The 17,316-nt window shown below is 41.2% G+C and carries 11 protein-coding genes and 1 tRNA gene; 1 reads left to right on the plus strand and 11 read right to left on the minus strand.

Annotation, left to right across the window (positions count from 1 at the left end; translation table 11 throughout):
- Positions 1-81 precede the first annotated feature (81 nt).
- From RR876_RS01555 to lldP, 11 genes are all read right to left on the minus strand, one after another.
- Complete coding sequence (locus tag RR876_RS01555; RefSeq protein ID WP_332476945.1) at positions 82-1,497, minus strand: aldehyde dehydrogenase family protein; 1,416 nt, start codon at positions 1,495-1,497, stop codon at positions 82-84.
- A 191-nt stretch (positions 1,498-1,688) separates the two neighbouring features.
- On the minus strand, positions 1,689-3,089 hold the full coding sequence (locus RR876_RS01560; protein ID WP_332476944.1) for an aminotransferase: 1,401 nt from the start codon (positions 3,087-3,089) through the stop codon (positions 1,689-1,691).
- Between the two features lie 82 nt (positions 3,090-3,171).
- A complete protein-coding gene (locus tag RR876_RS01565) occupies positions 3,172-4,431 on the minus strand; it encodes a Zn-dependent hydrolase (RefSeq protein WP_332476943.1) in 1,260 nt (419 codons plus the stop codon).
- Positions 4,432-4,764: 333 nt separating this feature from the next.
- Positions 4,765-5,517 carry a TorF family putative porin gene (locus RR876_RS01570; protein ID WP_332476942.1) on the minus strand — a complete coding sequence of 251 codons (753 nt, stop codon included), beginning with the start codon at positions 5,515-5,517 and terminating at the stop codon, positions 4,765-4,767.
- 382 nt (positions 5,518-5,899) lie between these two features.
- The gene (locus tag RR876_RS01575) at positions 5,900-6,847 is read right to left on the minus strand and encodes a LysR family transcriptional regulator (protein ID WP_332476941.1); all 948 of its coding nucleotides are present in this window, start codon (positions 6,845-6,847) and stop codon (positions 5,900-5,902) included.
- A gap of 440 nt (positions 6,848-7,287) precedes the next feature.
- Positions 7,288-7,378, minus strand: a tRNA-Ser gene (locus RR876_RS01580).
- 87 nt (positions 7,379-7,465) lie between these two features.
- Positions 7,466-9,502 (minus strand): NADPH-dependent 2,4-dienoyl-CoA reductase, encoded by a 2,037-nt coding sequence (locus RR876_RS01585; RefSeq protein WP_332478428.1) that lies wholly within the window; start codon positions 9,500-9,502, stop codon positions 7,466-7,468.
- 190 nt (positions 9,503-9,692) lie between these two features.
- Positions 9,693-11,390, minus strand: a complete 1,698-nt coding sequence (gene dld, locus RR876_RS01590; protein WP_332478427.1) for a D-lactate dehydrogenase — start codon at positions 11,388-11,390, stop codon at positions 9,693-9,695.
- Positions 11,391-11,722: 332 nt separating this feature from the next.
- Complete coding sequence (lldD, locus tag RR876_RS01595) at positions 11,723-12,877, minus strand: FMN-dependent L-lactate dehydrogenase LldD (protein ID WP_116762315.1); 1,155 nt, start codon at positions 12,875-12,877, stop codon at positions 11,723-11,725.
- 2 nt (positions 12,878-12,879) lie between these two features.
- Positions 12,880-13,623 carry a transcriptional regulator LldR gene (gene lldR, locus RR876_RS01600; RefSeq protein ID WP_010326372.1) on the minus strand — a complete coding sequence of 248 codons (744 nt, stop codon included), beginning with the start codon at positions 13,621-13,623 and terminating at the stop codon, positions 12,880-12,882.
- Positions 13,624-13,655: 32 nt separating this feature from the next.
- Positions 13,656-15,323 (minus strand): L-lactate permease, encoded by a 1,668-nt coding sequence (gene lldP, locus RR876_RS01605; protein WP_171054209.1) that lies wholly within the window; start codon positions 15,321-15,323, stop codon positions 13,656-13,658.
- Positions 15,324-15,949: 626 nt separating this feature from the next.
- Between lldP and argG the strand changes: the two genes are divergently transcribed.
- Entirely contained in the window at positions 15,950-17,293 is a 1,344-nt protein-coding gene (argG, locus tag RR876_RS01610; protein ID WP_004694013.1) for an argininosuccinate synthase, read from the plus strand.
- Positions 17,294-17,316: the final 23 nt, after the last annotated feature.

The following is a 17,316-nucleotide window of genomic DNA, read 5'->3' on the forward strand; positions in this document are numbered from 1 at the left end:
GTGCAATGGTTCCATCACCGAACAGCACATGTATTGAATAAGGACATCCTTTTCCTTCTCAATCACCTGTGAACACTACATCTAGATCGTAATGACGTTTTCCTCTAAATAGCTTTGCATTCCTGACTCACCCAGCTCACGCCCAGTCCCACTCTTTTTAAAACCGCCCCATAAAGAACTTGGGTGAATCATTTGGAAAGAGTTAATCCAGATATGGCCTGCTCGTAATCGCTTCGCGATGCTTTTACCATGCTCGACCGATCCTGTCATAATGGTTGCAGCCAAACCAAAGTCTGAATCATTCGCCACTTGAAGCGCCTCATCTTCAGTGCCAAATGTGCGACAGCACATGACTGGGCCAAAAACTTCTTCTTTCCACAGACGGCTGTTGGTTGGTACATCAATATAGATTTGCGGGCGAATATAAAAACCCTGAGCAGGACATGCAATGTTATTTACATCAATCAATGCCGTCAGTTGTTCTTGTTCCGCCAGCGCTAAATACTCATGCACTTTTTTGAATTGTTTATGTGTGGTCATTGGCCCCATGCTGAACTGGCCTTCAGCTTCTTGACCGAGCAAAATGGACTCTGTCGCTTGCTTAAGCTTTTGATAGAACACATCAGCAACTGATTCATGCACCAATACACGCGACATGGCAGAACACATTTGTCCCGCATTATAGAACATGCCACCCACAGCTTTTTCTACAGCGTCATCAATGTCAGCATCTGCTAATACCAAAAATGCAGACTTGCCGCCCAGCTCAAGGGTGACCCGTTTGACTGACGTTGCCGCAGCTTGCATCACTTGAATGCCAATTTCGGTACTGCCCGTAAACGATACTTTTTGTACCTCTGGATGACGGACCAAATGTTCAGCGGCTATTGCATCACCCAACACCAAATTGAACACTCCCTGTGGGAAATTCATTTGGCTTAACAGTTTCATAAATTCCAGTTCTGGTAATGGCACCAATTCGGAAGGTTTAAATACCAAGGTACAACCCGCCGCCAAAGCTGGTGCAATTTTCCATGCACTGGTAATTAAAGGAAAGTTCCACGGCGTGATTAAAGCCACGACCCCAACAGGGTTTTGCTGATGGGTTAATTCCGTACCATGATCCGTTGCACTGGTTTTGGTAAATGCAAATTTCTGCACGAGATCGGCATAGTAGCGATAGCATTTGATGCTGTTATCGACATCAACTTGGGCTTGACCGAGCGACTTACCATTATTGCTATGCGACAGTTCGACCAACTTATCTTTTGACTGCTCAATTGCATCTGCAATTTTATTCAGCCATACTGCGCGTTCTGCTGCACTGGTATTACTCCAGCTTGCCAAAGCCTGATTTGCAGCGTCAACCGCCGCATCAACATCCTCAGTAGAGGCTGTGACAAAACTTGCCAGCGCTTGTTCACTGCGCGGATTGATCACCGCTATTTCGGCGTTACCCGTCGTTGCAGTCCATTGTCCATTGATATAATTTTTCATCGTTTTACTCGCCCTTAGTTTGATGTCATCATGCGAAACTTCGTCAGCTTCTTATTTGGCACATCACATTGGGTCTTTTGGGGTTATTGGGGGCTAGTATGTCCGCCTCAAAGCGATTTACAGACAAACAACTTCTGTACAACCCAACTCATTTGAATCAGGTTGTCATAGAAATGAATGGTCGTTAAACCTTACAAATGACCTTCAGCTTTTAACTCTTGAATCGTATTTTGAATTGCGTGGCGTAGAGTTTTGACTGTGAAATCAACCTGCTCACGCGTTAAAATTAACGGTGGAGAAAGGACATTCATGTGTCCCACTGGACGTACAATCAGGCCTAATTTTTGACAGTGATTGGCAATACGTTTACCGACACCAACTGAACCTTCAAACAACTCTTTGGTTTCTTTGTTGCGCAAGTTTTCAATGCACATCATGAATTTCTTGCCGCGAACCTGGCCCACAATTTCCAAATCAGCTAAAGTTTTAAGCTGTTCTTCAAAATAGACACCAACATCTTGAACATGTTCACAAATGTTTTCACGTTCAATGATTTCAATATTTTTTAGCGCAGCCACACAGCTCACAGGATGACCTGAATAGGTAAAGCCGTGCGTTAACAAACCGCCTTCGTGATGTGGCTTACTAATTGCGTCATAAATTTCATCTGAAATAATGGTTGCACCCAAAGGTAAATAGCCCGAAGACAAGCCTTTAGCACAAGTAATGATATCTGGAACAATGCCAAACACTTTCTCTGAAGCAAACATATGACCTAGACGACCAAATGCCGTAACCACTTCATCCGATACATACAACACATTGTATTTTTTACATACCGCTAAAGTTTTAACATGGTAGCCTTCTGGTGGAACAATCACCCCACCTGCCCCCATGATCGGTTCAGCAAAGAATGCTGCAACATTGTCTGGGCCCAGTGCCAAAATCGTATCTTCTAACTCCTGTACTTTTTCATTACAGAAATCTTCCATCGACTGAGATTCAGGCTTACGGTATGGATTTGGACATGAAACGTGATGCACCAATTGGTTGTGAATTTCAAAACCAATATGATCGGCCTCAATGCCTGTCAGACTCATACTGATATAAGTACTGCCATGATAAGCATCTTTACGTGCAATCAGTTTTTTCTTTGAAGGCTGACCAATTTGATGGAAATAATGGTGAATTAAACGCACTGCAGTGTCGTTTGCCACTGATCCACCACAACCAAAAAACACATGATTTAGACCTTCTGGTGCATGTTCAGCCAATTTCGCGGCCAATTTAGCCGCTGGCGCAGTAGTTTGATGACCAAATGGAGAGAAATATGGAAGTTCCATAATTTGTGCCGATACCGCATCAGCAATTTCCTGACGACCATAACCGACGTTGACACACCACAAGCCACCAATACCATCGAGGTATTTGTTGCCATGTACATCATAAACAAAGACATTTTCACCTTTTGACATAATTAAAGAACCTTCTTCTTTAAATGTGGTGAAATCTGTCCATGGGTGAATCACATGGTCTTTGTCTTTTTGCCAAATATCTTGAATATCAACATTTACAGGTAATTTAGAATTCATTTTTTGTCCTTCCTTAACACTTCGCCACACACCAATCCTGGAGGCGGCATTTTACGGTTTATTCATCAATTGCAATAGTCTTTTAAACTGCTTGAGCACACTGAGTTTCTGATGTCTTTGCCTGCATGGCATCATAATTTAGAATGGCATTCAAAAGCACATCAGCACCTTGCGCTGCATCACATGCATACACATCTTCCGCCTCGTTATGACTTAACCCATCAATACATGGAATAAAAATCATCGTCGTTGGACAATGCTTCGCAATATTAATGGCATCATGTCCGGCGCCACTCACAATGGTCTGATTAGAATAGCCCAGCGTATCTACAGCTTGTTGTACTGTCTCGACACATGCCTTATCGAAATAAGTCGCAGGACTTAACCAATGCTGTGAAATGCTTATGTCTAAATCATGCTGCTCTGCCAGAGTTTGCAAAATCTTGCGTGTCTCGACTTCCATATCTTTCAGTGCAGCATCATTCGGATTGCGCAAATCAATAGTCCATTGAATTTTACCTGGAATGGTATTACGTGAAGAGTTTGCTACTTGCATTTCACCAAAGGTGACCAAGCCCTCTGGGAAGCGCTTACGGACATTGTGTTCTAATTCCACAATCATCGCCGCCGAACCCACCATGGTATCTTTACGCATATGCATTGGTGTTGTGCCTGCGTGTGCTGCTTTACCTTTGGTTTCAACATCTAACCATAAAATGGCTTGCCCACCAGTAACCACCCCAATCGCAACTTGGCTTTGTTCCAAAACAGGACCTTGCTCAATATGTGCTTCGTAATATGCTTTAAATGGACGCGCTAAAGGTGTTTCTCCCAGTTGGCCTGTACGGACCAATTCTGAATAAACCGAAATACCCTGTTTATCTGTACTCTCATAGACTTTTTGCTTCGGTAAAAGCCCAGTAAATACCGCAGAACCCATCATCGCTGGAGTAAAACGTGCACCTTCTTCGTTGGTCCACACCACCACTTCCAAAGGATGGTGGGTATGGATGCCTTCTTCCGTCAAACGCTGTAACACTTCCATGCCCGACAAAACACCATAGATGCCATCGAAACGTCCACCTTTGGGCTGAGTATCTAAATGACTCCCCATAACGATAGGTAATGCCGTCGCCGAAAGCCCTGCGCGTCTTAAAATCAAGTTACCAATTTCATCATAATGGATTGAAAGATTAATCTTTTTTGCCCATTCAATCAGCAAAGAGCGCCCAGCAACATCTTCATCAGATAAAGCTAAACGTGTGTTTCCGCCTTTATCTGTTGCACCAATTTTTGCCATTTCCATTAGCATTTGCCACAATCGTTCTGCATTCGCTTTCATTTCTTAGCAACATCCATTTTAGAAATACTTTTATGGGGAGTTGAGTAACACCTCATTCTGTAAATTCACTCTAAAAAAAAATGACAACACCAACAAGTGATAAATTTTAAACTACCGTATTAGTAAAACTTATACCCTATAACTCAGCACCTGATCGCTTTCCTAATGACCTAAAAATATAAGCAGTTCAATCATAAAAAATGCTGGGCATGACATTTTAAAATTGCCTTCTATAAAAAATTTTATGCAAAAAAAGAGGATCACCCTAATGCTCTAGAGTAATCCGCTTTATGCTTTTCTAAGTTTCAAAACTTAATGAATAAAAATCGATCATTAAAAAGACTTTGTTAAACTAAAAACTACAGCATCATCGGCATTGGATAATGCTTTATTAATATTCGAATCGACATAATACAGATCAAAAATATAGTCATGGTAACTGTAGTTTCCACCCACTTTATAATCGTAAAAAGAATCTTTTTGATCTGTAGCCCACAAAACATCATAAGCTGCTTTACTAGAGAACTGGTTATAACCGACCTGAGAATAGGCATTCCATTTATCTGCAACAGGATATCGATAACTGGTTTCATAACGCAGCATTTTTCCTGTTTGGAATGTATATTCTGAGGAATAATAGAATGAAAAATTCAATTCATCATTTTCTTTCAATAAACCTAACCCAGATGCAGCAACTGAATACTCTTCATAATCAGCATCAGGTATGCTTTGTTCTGTTCCGGGGTAATTGACATCTAAATATTGAACATTGAGCTTAAATTGATCATTTACGAAATAATCATAGCCCACGTAATAATCTAGCTCTAGGCTACTGCCAATATCGAGTTGAATATTCGATGCAAAAAGTTGGGCATATAACCCTGAATCATGATCAACTCTTAAAAATCCTTGTACTGCTGGCTTACCCTGTGTTTGTGAATAGCCTCGGAAATAATAATCCGTTAAAAAAGCAACGCTCCCGCTTGTAGAGAAACTGTTAAAGAGGCTTGATTCTTCAGTCGTTTCTGCGTGTGTATAAGAAATGGCGAGTGTTGCCAATAAAGCATAGACCAGCTTGTTTTTCATCGTGTTGTTTCCCATCAATTCCATGATTTTTATTGTTGCGTTTTTATTGTTGTTCTTTTTTTACAAAAACATAGAACCAATTCATGGAAATCGAAAGGAACCATTCCACTCAACACTCAAGTTTGATTGCACATAGTAATACAAAATAAAACTGGCTAAACTTAGTGCATATGCATATAAATTCTTATTATTTTTTAGGTGGTAAAACTATAAATAGTGCTTAATCTGCCACTATCACTTGATCGTTTTTCACAACTTAAACCCTGTTTCTTGGATAAAATCCATTTAAAAAAATTGCTCACTCAAACAGCAGTTTTCTCGTTATCAATGATCTGATCCTACTTACGTAGAAGAGATAGGTTCAATTCTGTATCTAGTTTTCTTATTCATTATTCTTTGAATGATTTACATTAAATACACTTCTGAGATCATTTATAAAATACTGTTCCAGTAAAGATAACTCGCGATCTTTATGCCATGCCAATGAAATAGGGATAATAGAAACGTGAGGAAAAGGTGGAAGCTGTTTAAATAAATGATATTGACTGCTTTTTTCAATGATGTTTTTTGGTAATAAACCAATACCAATACCATTTTGAATAAAGCGAATGACTTCATCCATATTGTTTGTGGTTACTAATAATCGATTATTTTTTAAAATAATTTCTCTCACTTCATTTAATGGTGATGATGGGTCATTTAATTGTTCGCTCTGAAAAGAAATAAACCCATGACCTTTAATTTGTTCAATACTTTGAATGTCTTCTGTATAAAGTGAGTGTTTATCACTGCAAAATAATGCATATTTTTGATTAATTAACGTTTGATAATTTAATTTCGGATGCTGTGACTGATTAATTCCAATCCCAAGTGCCGGGATTTTTTGCAACAATAACTGGTGGATCTCTTTACTTTTCAAAACATCCACTTGGAAATCAACCAATGGGTATTTTTGATGAAAATCATGTAGTAATTGGTCGTAACGTGTGGACTCAATACGACTTAGAACCAGAAGTTTAATCGTACCAGATAAGCTATTTTTCTCTGTATTTAACCGTTCCTCATAGTCCATTAATTGACTATAAATCATCATACTTGCTTCAAATACAATTTCTCCAGTCGCGGTTAAATAGAACTTTCCTCCCGTTCGAATAATCAATGTTTCGCCAATCTGCTCCTCCAGTCTTTTTAAACTTTGACTAATGGCTGACTGGGTTAAACACAACTTAATTGCGGCTTTGTTCAAACTGCCTTCTTGAACAATCACACGGAAGATACGAAGCAAAGACCAATTACATTTGTCTAGCAATACATTTGGTCTCATCCCCATACCTCATCTGCTGCGATTTCATTAACTTCATTTTGATCATATCAAAAATATAAAAACCTAATTTTTTATTTTAGCGTGCACTGGATGCCAATGTTTTCCCAGTGCATTGCATAAACCTGTTTCTAGAGAATTTTGAACCCCATTATTTTTCAAAAGAAACTCTTAAAATAACGTTGAAAAATTCTTCCACTTTGCAGAAAAGCCGTATGCATTAGAAAACAGAGCTATGCAAAATTTGCCCTTTTTTAGGTTCATAGACGAGAGCCATTTGGAAGTACATACTCGGAGCCAATTATATTGACCTCAGTGATGCCACCTGTCTCTTATAGGTTGAGACTTTAGATCATACGTCTAGATTTTTAGCAGTAATATGGATTAGTTTGTGAGAAAAAAAACGAAATAAAAAAAGCCCCCTGTAACTACAGAGGGCTTTTCAAATTTGGCGGAAGCGGTGAGATTCGAACTCACGGAGGGGTATAAGCCCTCGTCGGTTTTCAAGACCGGTGCATTAAACCGCTCTGCCACGCTTCCATGTGCGCCATCATACGGAGCTTTTGTTTTGATGACAAGTAAAACTTACCGTCAAAGCAATCAACTGCATATTGTTTCATCAAAAGTTTATAATTTCGAAGCGATTTCGGCACCTTCACGAATCGCACGCTTCGCATCTAGCTCAGCCGCCAGTTTAGCACCACCAATAATGTGATAATTCGCTAGTGTATTTTGCTCAGCACTTGGCATCATATCCTTTACAGACTCCTGCCCTGCACACACAACGATGGTATCGACACGTAGCAATTGATCTTGTCCTGCCATATCCACCCAAAGCCCTTCATCAGTCACAGCTTTGTACTGAACTCCACGTAACATACGTACTGCATGCTTTTTCAACTGTGCACGGTGTACCCAGCCCGAAGTTTTGCCCAAACCTGCTCCAAGTGCAGAGGTTTTACGCTGTAATAAATAAATCTCACGAACAGGCGGATGAACTTCTGCGGCCTGCGTGCCTCCTTCAGAAACATAATTCGGGTTTGGATCTACGCCCCATTCACGTTGCCAATCTGCAAGCGGTTGTGGCTGAGGTTGATGCTCTGGTTTCAATAAATACTCAGACACATCAAAACCAATCCCTCCAGCACCAATCACCGCAACTTTTCGACCGACAGGTGCGCCGCGTAACACTTCTGCATAAGACAAGACTTGCGGTGAATCACTCCCTTCGATACGTAATGCACGTGGCACAACACCTGTTGCAATAATAATTTCTTCAAAGCCTTCACGCTCAAGCTGCTCACGATTCACCTTGGTGTTTAAACGTAAATCGACGCCAGTTTTTTCAAGCTGTACTTTGAAATAACGAATGGTTTCATGAAACTCTTCTTTGCCAGGTACAACTTTTGCCAAGTTGAACTGTCCACCCACTTCATGACTTGCTTCAAACAATGTCACTTGGTGTCCACGACTGGCTGCAACCGTCGCGGCCGACATACCTGCGACACCACCACCAACAACAGCAACTCGTTTCGCTTGTTTCGCTTTCAAATAAACCAACTCTGTTTCAAACGCTGCACGCGGGTTGACTAAACAAGTAGCACGCTGATTTTTAAAAGTATGATCTAAGCATGCTTGGTTACAAGCGATACATGTATTGATCTCGTCGACACGATTGGTCGCTGTTTTATTCACCCAAAAAGCATCAGCCAATAACGGACGCGCCATTTGCACCATATCCGCTTTGCCCGAAGCCAAAATCTCTTCCGCTGTGTCTGGCATATTGATACGGTTTGAAGCTATCACTGGCACTGCCACGTGCTTTTTCACTTCCGCAGTATAGTCAACAAAAGCAGCACGTGGCACCGAAGTCACAATGGTTGGAATACGCGCTTCATGCCAGCCAATCCCTGTATTCAATAAGGTAATGCCTGCTTTTTCTAGTGCTTGCGCAATAGTAATTACTTCCTGCATAGTGTTACCGTCATGCACCAAATCCAGCAATGACAAACGGAAGCAAATAATAAATTTCTCACCGACTTGTGCACGTATCCCTTTGACGATTTCGACCGCAAAACGCATACGGTTTTCAATCGGCCCACCCCAACGGTCTTCACGTTGGTTCACATGACGGCTTAAGAATTGATTCAGTAAATAACCTTCTGAACCCATAATTTCCACACCGTCATAGCCCGCCTTTTTGGCAAGACTGGCACAGTTAACATAGTCATCAATGGTATTCAAAATTTGCTTTTCAGACATTTGACGCGGTTTAAAAGGCGAAATCGGCGACTTGATTGGACTGGCAGAAACCACAAAAGGTTGGTAGCCATAACGTCCAGCATGCAAAATTTGCATTAAAATTTTTGCGCCATGTTTATGTACTGCATGTGTCACTAAACGATGCGGAGCAATATCCCCCAGCGTATTCATCGTACCGCCCGCAGGAAGAAGCCAACCTTGACGGTTTGGAGAAATCCCGCCTGTAATGATCAGACCAACACCGCCTTTAGCACGCTCACCGAAGTATGCTGCCAATTTTGGATAATTATAAAAACGATCTTCCAAGCCCGTATGCATGGAGCCCATCACCACACGGTTTTTAATGGTGGTAAAACCCAAATGTAAGGGTTTTAAAATATGTGCATAGCTATTGGTTGTCATCATGAATCCTTATCTTTGGCTTTGCAACTTGTTGCATACTACTTTAGCTGTTTTTTAAAATATTGGGATGACAATTTATAAAAAATTCTTGGTATCTCCGGTCAATTCAGCTGAGCTCTCAAAAACATAGGGCAATAAAAAAACCAGTGATGTTGCCGTCACTGGTTTAGTTTTTTTAGACCAATATCCTTTACTGCCAATGCTTCAACTTACTGGTTTGTCCAATACCTACATTAAAACTATTGGTTGGATCAAGCTTTTCATAATGTGTTCGTAGCGCAGGTTTTGCTACATATAAATGTCCGACATTATGCTCAGCTGGGTATTCTGCCCCACGAGCATCCAGTAAATGCCACATTTGATGTTCCATCGCCAAAGGATCCACGCCTTTTTTCACAATATAGTCCTGATGAAACACATGACATAAAAAGTGACCATAATAGAGTTTATGAACAATCAGATCATCCATCTCTTTGGGTAAGGTTTCCACCCACTCGCGATCATTACGACGCAATGCGATATCCAGAGCTACAATATCTTCAACTTCTGAACGGTGTGTATCCCGATAGCGAATTGCTGCACCTGCAACTGCAAAGCGATGTAAAAATGCTTTACGTCCTTCTTCCTCGGTACAGTGGAAAAAATCACCTGAGGTTTTATCTTGGAAATAATGTCTTAAAAAGCTTTCAACTTGCTCGACATCTTGATTTTCAATCCGAATAACCAAGTGATGTTCATATAAATCACGGAAAGCATTCATCCGTTTCGGTAAATGACTAGGCAAAAATTTGGTGATCAATTGCAGGACTTTATCTGACAGTCCTTTCATACCAAATTTTTCTAAGTACGCATCGACCTTATCTTTCATTGCAAATGCAGCAGGTACTTTGGCTGTGCCGAGTTTTTCAATGAACATAAAAGTATCTTTGCCGTACTCCGCCCCAATATCATAAGCCACACGGTGGATGTATTCCCCTGCAATCGGCAATCGCGGCAAATCTTTTAGTAAAAAACGGCGAATTGCAGTCAAATCATCATGTGAGTTTGTACCGACATAGAATACTTGACTTGGAATTTTTTCAAAGGTATCCAAACGTACGGCAAAAACACACACTTTACCTGCCGAACCCGATGCTTCATATAAACGAGACGGATCGGCATTAAAACGTGCCGGCGTATTTTCATCAACTTGTTTAACATCATGTCCATAACGCTGATCCGATGCGCAGCAGCCTGAGTTATTGATAATATCGCCGATTTGATAATTTTTCGTTTCAAGCTTGCTTAGAATTTCTTCAGGTGTTTCTCCAAGATTTACCCCTAGATGATTCACCAACTCTAACTGACCATCATCATTGACACGAGCGTACAATGCCAGCTCAGTATAAGCAGGACCACGGCGTACCAAAGCACCGCCCGAATTATTACAGACACCACCTAAAACCGAAGCACCAATACACGATGAACCAATCACCGAGTGTGGCTCCCGATTAAATGGCACCAGTTCTTTTTCAAGTCGATCTAGTGTTGCACCGGGTAGGCAAATCACTTGCTGACCGTCATTAATGACCTGAATGCCAACCAAACGACGCGTGCTGATCAGAACCACAGGACGGTCATAGTCATCACCAAAAGGCGTTGAACCACCAGTTAGACCTGTATTGGCTGCTTGCATAATCACAACACAATCTGCATCAACAGCCGCTTGCAGTACTTGCCACTGTTCCAGTAATGACCCTGGTGCAACAACAGCCAGTACTTTCCCTGCACCGTAACGACGACCTTGGCGGTATAAACGTGTGTCTTTATCGTCAGTTAAAACGTGTTGTTTACCCACAATGGTGATGAGTTTTTGAATAGTTTGCTGTGGAGATAATTGAGTTTGCATAAGGAGTTTTCCTATTCCAAATTTTAATTAAGGAATAATGTTTATTTATTCATTTATTTAACTTCTTATATTCGAATTCAAAGTGCAAAGATAAATTCCATATTTGAAATCCCCCTATACCCCCTCTTCCCAAGGGGGACTTTTCTTTTACCTAGATCAATTCAAGTAAAAACAAGCCCCTCTGTTTACAAAGGGAGAGTATTGCAAATTTTACAATCAATTAATTTGCAACATTCCCCCCTCTTTTATAAAGAGGGGTTAGGGGAGATTTACATTGTGAATTAAAACAACTTCACACTATCCATTTTCATACAATAGAAATTATTAAAAACTTACTCAGCCAACTCTCGCTCTAAACGTACCAAACAATCCGAAGTAATATCAGCAATGGTTTTTGCACCTGTTAAGGTCATAGCAACACGCATTTCTTTATCAATCAATTCTAAAAGATTTGAAACACCTTCACCGCCTGCTGCACCTAAAGCATAAACAAAGGCACGACCAAGCATACACGTGTCTGCACCCAACGCCAGCATACGTACCACGTCTAAACCATTACGAATACCGGAATCCGCGAGGATTTTAATATCACCTTTGACTGCATCTGCAATTGGAGGAAGTGCACGTGCAGAAGATAAAACGCCGTCAAGCTGACGACCACCGTGGTTTGAAACCACAATCCCATCTGCACCGAAACGCACTGCATCTTTAGCATCTTCAGGATCCAGAATTCCTTTAATGACCATTGGACCATCCCAAAACTCACGAATCCACTCAAGGTCTTTCCACGAAATAGACGGATCGAAGTTAGAACCTAACCAACCAATATAATCTTCTAGACCTGTAGGTTTGCCTAAATATTTAGAAATATTGCCCAAGTCATGTGGACGTCCCATCATGCCGACATTCCACGCCCAGTGTGGGTGGAAACACGACTGCATATAACGGCGCATTGCTGCATTTGGACCACTCATACCCGAATGGGCATCACGATAGCGCGCCCCCGGAACAGGCATATCCACGGTAAACACCAACGTTGAACATCCTGCCGCTTTAGCACGTTCCAAGGCATTTTTCATAAAACCACGATCACGTAGTACATAGAGCTGGAACCACATTGGACGCTGAATTGCAGGCGCCACTTCTTCAATTGGACATACTGAAACGGTAGACAGTGTAAACGGAATACCCTTTTTATCTGCAGCGACCGCAGCTTGAACCTCACCGCGGCGTGCATACATGCCTGTTAAACCGACAGGAGATAATGCAACAGGCATCGACAAAGTTTCATCAAACAGTTTGGTCTCTAAACTTAACTGTGACATGTCGTTCAGTACACGCTGGCGCAAAGCAATTTTTGATAAATCTTCTACATTGCGCTTCAGGGTATATTCTGCATACGCACCACCATCGATGTAATGGAATAAAAATGGCGGTAAACGACGTCGTGCCGCTTCACGGTAGTCATTGGCAGAAGAAATAATCATGCTTATATCCTGTTTAATCGACTGGCGCGCTGACGACGAGCTTCTTCTTCATCAATCATTCGCACCTGTTGTACTACAAACTCAATGTGTCCACAGACTGCCTTACGTGCAGCTTCTGGATCACGACGTTCAATTGCATTCATGACTTGAAAGTGCTGATCATGCAATTGATCAAAACGGTGTGCTTCGCTATATACTTTTCGACGTCCCAAAGCGACGTTGAACTGCAACAAATCGAACAGACCACGCATCATCTGAATCAAAACCAAATTATGAGAGGCTTCAGCAATCGCTAAATGAAATTTCGCATCTGCACGAGCCGCCTCGTCATCATTTCCCAAAGCCTGAAAATGGTTAATCTGATCATAATGATGTCTGATGTTCACCAGATCTTCTTGGGTTGCGCGTTGTGCTGCATACCAAGTTGTTCCACCTTCTAAAATAATGCGCGCCTCTTGCACATCAAATCGGTAGGCAGGATCTTCACTTATCAAATTACTAATCGGTTGTACGATTTGATAACTGGACCAAGTTGCTGGTAATTGTTTTAAAAAAGTCCCCGCCCCTACTTTGCTGACCAACATACCCATGCTGGTCAACTGCGAAATGGCCTCTCTTAAAGAAGAGCGAGAGACTTGAAGCTGTTCACACAGTTTTCTTTCAGCAGGCAGACGGTCTCCAACTTGCATATTGCTTTGTTCAATCAATACACGCAGGCTTTGTACAGCTTTATCGGAGACTTTCATCTGCTTTCCTTAACGTTGATACACAATTTGTGTTATGGAATCATCCATGGGAACACATAAGCTTGTAGGGTAATCATAATACCCATCATAATTGTGAACGTTATACTGTGTTTTAAGGTAAAACGGAATAAATCAGACTCTTTACCAACCAGTCCTACCGCCGCACATGCAATCGCGATCGATTGAGGCGAAATCATTTTACCGGTCACACCACCACTGGTATTGGCTGCCACCAGTAAAACTTCTGGCACACCAATTTGCTGAGCCGTAGTGGCTTGAAGTGCTGAAAACAGTGCATTGGCAGAAGTATCTGAACCCGTGAGGAATACACCCAACCAACCCAAGAAAGGCGAGAAGAACGTAAATGCCGAACCTGTATGTGCAAGGGCCAAAGCCAAGGTCGAAGACATACCCGAATAGTTTGCGATAAATGCAAAAGACAACACCATACCAATTGAATAAATGGGAACTTTCAATTCATTCAGGGTTTCACCAAAAGTTACCACAGCATCTTTCGGTTTCATCTTCAAATAGGCAATGGTGATCAATGCTGCAATAAAGATCGCAGTTCCTGTCGCCGAGATCCAATCAAACTTATAGATCGCGTCATAATCTTTAATTTCAGCAACCACTGGTGGCATTTTTTGAATCATTTGATGCAAAAATGGCACTTTGATTGAAATCACGAGATCATGCAATGCACCATCTTTGGCAAATAAATCCTTAAACGGTTTTACACTCCAGATCGTCACCATCACAGTTAAAATCGCGAATGGAGACCATGCTTTTGCAATTTGTCCTACAGTGTATTTTTGCTGTTTTTGTGCAGCCACATCTTCACTCATCGTTGCGTCTTGATCTGCAAAACGGAAAATGTGCTTCGGCTGCCAGTATTTAAACAAAATTGTTAAAGAAACCAAGGATGCAATTGCAGCTGTAATATCAGGTAATTCTGGACCGACAAAGTTAGAAGTTAAGTATTGTGCAATTGCAAAGCTACTTGCACCCACCACAACTGCTGGCCATGTTTCTTTAACACCGCGCCAGCCGTCCATAATTGCCATAATCCAGAACAATACGATTGGCACCATAAATGGTAGCTGACGGCCCACCATTTGACTGATTTCCATCGTATCGACACCAGACACTTGTCCAGCAACAATAATTGGAATACCCATCGCACCAAAAGCCACAGGTGCAGTGTTTACAATTAGACAGAGACCTGCTGCATATAAAGGTTTAAAACCCAAACCGACTAATAGCGCAGCGGTAATCGCCACAGGAGCACCAAAGCCTGCCGCACCCTCTAAGAAGGTACCGAAAGCAAAACCCACCAACAGCATTTGTAAACGCTGATCTTCAGTAATTGAGAGAATAGAAGAACGAATGATGTCAAACTGGCCTGTCTTCACTGAAATTTTATACAGGAATACCGCACCAATAATGATCCATGCAATCGGCCATAAACCGTAGAGGAAACCATAAGCCATCGATGCGAATGCCATCAGCACCGGCATCTTATAGGCAAATAAAGAGACAAGAAGTGCAAGTACAACGGTGATCGTACCCGCCACACTGCCTTTTAAACGAAATACCGCGAGCGCCAAAAAGAAGAAGATAATCGGAATCAGTGCTATTAGACTTGAAATCCAAATATTCCCCATCGGGTCATACATTTGCTGCCATTGAAGCATTGTCATCTCCTTGAAATGCTTACTAAGATTTAATTTTGAGCACATTATTGGTACTTTTACCAATATTGGACAGACCAATATGAGCAACTGTAAAGAGAAACAAACCAATAATGACTTATAGTTGGCTTATTTTGATTTAAAATGAAGTAAAACTTCAATTAAAAGTTATTATTGGTATGACCAATATAGGCTACCTTTATAAACCAGATCATATTTTAATCAAATAAATATCATTGTTTTTGCTGATATTTTTATTAAAATAATGCCAACTTTAGACTTTAGTCTAATAATATAAAAAATAATCACTCAACTTAAACCCAGCTTAATACTCAAAAAATGGAAAAATCACACAATATAGGTCATACCAATTTAAACCCGAACTAATTTCACCTCTTTTCTGATTAATTTACAGCTTAAACATCTCCTAAAAAGACAAAAATTGAGCACACAATATAGAAACCGATTTTATCCAAAATTTTTTAAACAGTATCGATATGCACATGAGCTTTAATATTTTTAAAGCCCTATGATTTTTTAGAAAAACCATTTGGAAAAGTGCTACAATCGCGACCATATGTATTCTTTCAGGCCACCCATTCTCGGTGCCTATATTTATATCGTTAGGATTAACAATGACTGATAATGCAACTATCTTGCAGAATGTCCCAGTTGGCAAAAAAGTTGGTATTGCCTTCTCTGGTGGTCTAGATACTTCAGCTGCACTTTTGTGGATGAAACAAAAAGGCGCAGAACCTTATGCTTATACAGCAAACTTAGGTCAGCCTGATGAAGACGACTATGATGCGATTCCCAAAAAAGCGGAAGCGTATGGCGCAGTAAAAGCTCGCTTAGTTGACTGCCGTTTACAGCTTGCACTTGAAGGTATTGCTGCGATTCAATGTGGTGCGTTCCACATTTCAACTGGTGGTGTACCGTATTTCAACACGACGCCATTGGGTCGTGCAGTAACAGGGACTATGCTTGTTACCGCAATGAAAGAAGATGATGTCAACATCTGGGGTGATGGTTCAACCTATAAAGGAAACGATATTGAACGTTTCTACCGTTATGGTTTGTTGACCAACCCTGCACTTAAAATCTATAAGCCTTGGTTAGACCAAACGTTTATTGATGAATTAGGTGGCCGTGCTGAAATGTCGCAATTCTTGATCGACAACGGCTTTGACTACAAAATGTCAAAAGAAAAAGCTTACTCAACTGACTCAAACATGTTGGGTGCGACCCACGAAGCAAAAGATCTTGAATACCTCAATGCAGGGATCAAAATTGTTGACCCAATCATGGGCGTTGCATTCTGGAAAGACGATGTAGAAGTTAAAGCTGAAGAAGTATCGATTACTTTTGAAGAAGGCTTCCCTGTTGCAATCAATGGTCAACGTATCGAAGACCCTGTTGAGTTCATTCTTGAAGCCAACCGTATTGGTGGTCGTCATGGTCTAGGTATGTCTGACCAAATCGAAAACCGTATTATTGAAGCAAAATCTCGCGGTATTTATGAAGCACCGGGTATGGCACTTCTACATATTGCTTATGAGCGCTTGGTGACTGGTATTCATAACGAAGACACAATTGAACAGTACCGCATCAACGGTCTACGTTTAGGTCGTTTGCTTTACCAAGGTCGTTGGTTCGACTCTCAAGCATTAATGCTTCGTGAAACTGCACAGCGTTGGGTTGCGAAAGCTATCACTGGTACAGTAACTTTAGAGCTTCGTCGTGGTAATGACTACACCATCATGAACACTGAGTCTGAAAACCTCACTTATGAAGCTGAGCGCTTGACGATGGAGAAAGGCGATTCAATGTTTACGCCAATGGACCGTATTGGTCAGTTAACTATGCGTAACTTGGACATTACCGATACTCGTGCGAAACTTGGTATTTATACCAATACTGGTTTATTAGCAGTCGGTACTGGTTCTGCTGTTCCTCAGTTAAAAGACAAAAACAAATAAGTTTATTGAAATAAAAAACCGCC

The sequence above is a fragment of the Acinetobacter sp. genome (genome assembly GCF_036666595.1).
Lineage (GTDB): Bacteria > Pseudomonadota > Gammaproteobacteria > Pseudomonadales > Moraxellaceae > Acinetobacter.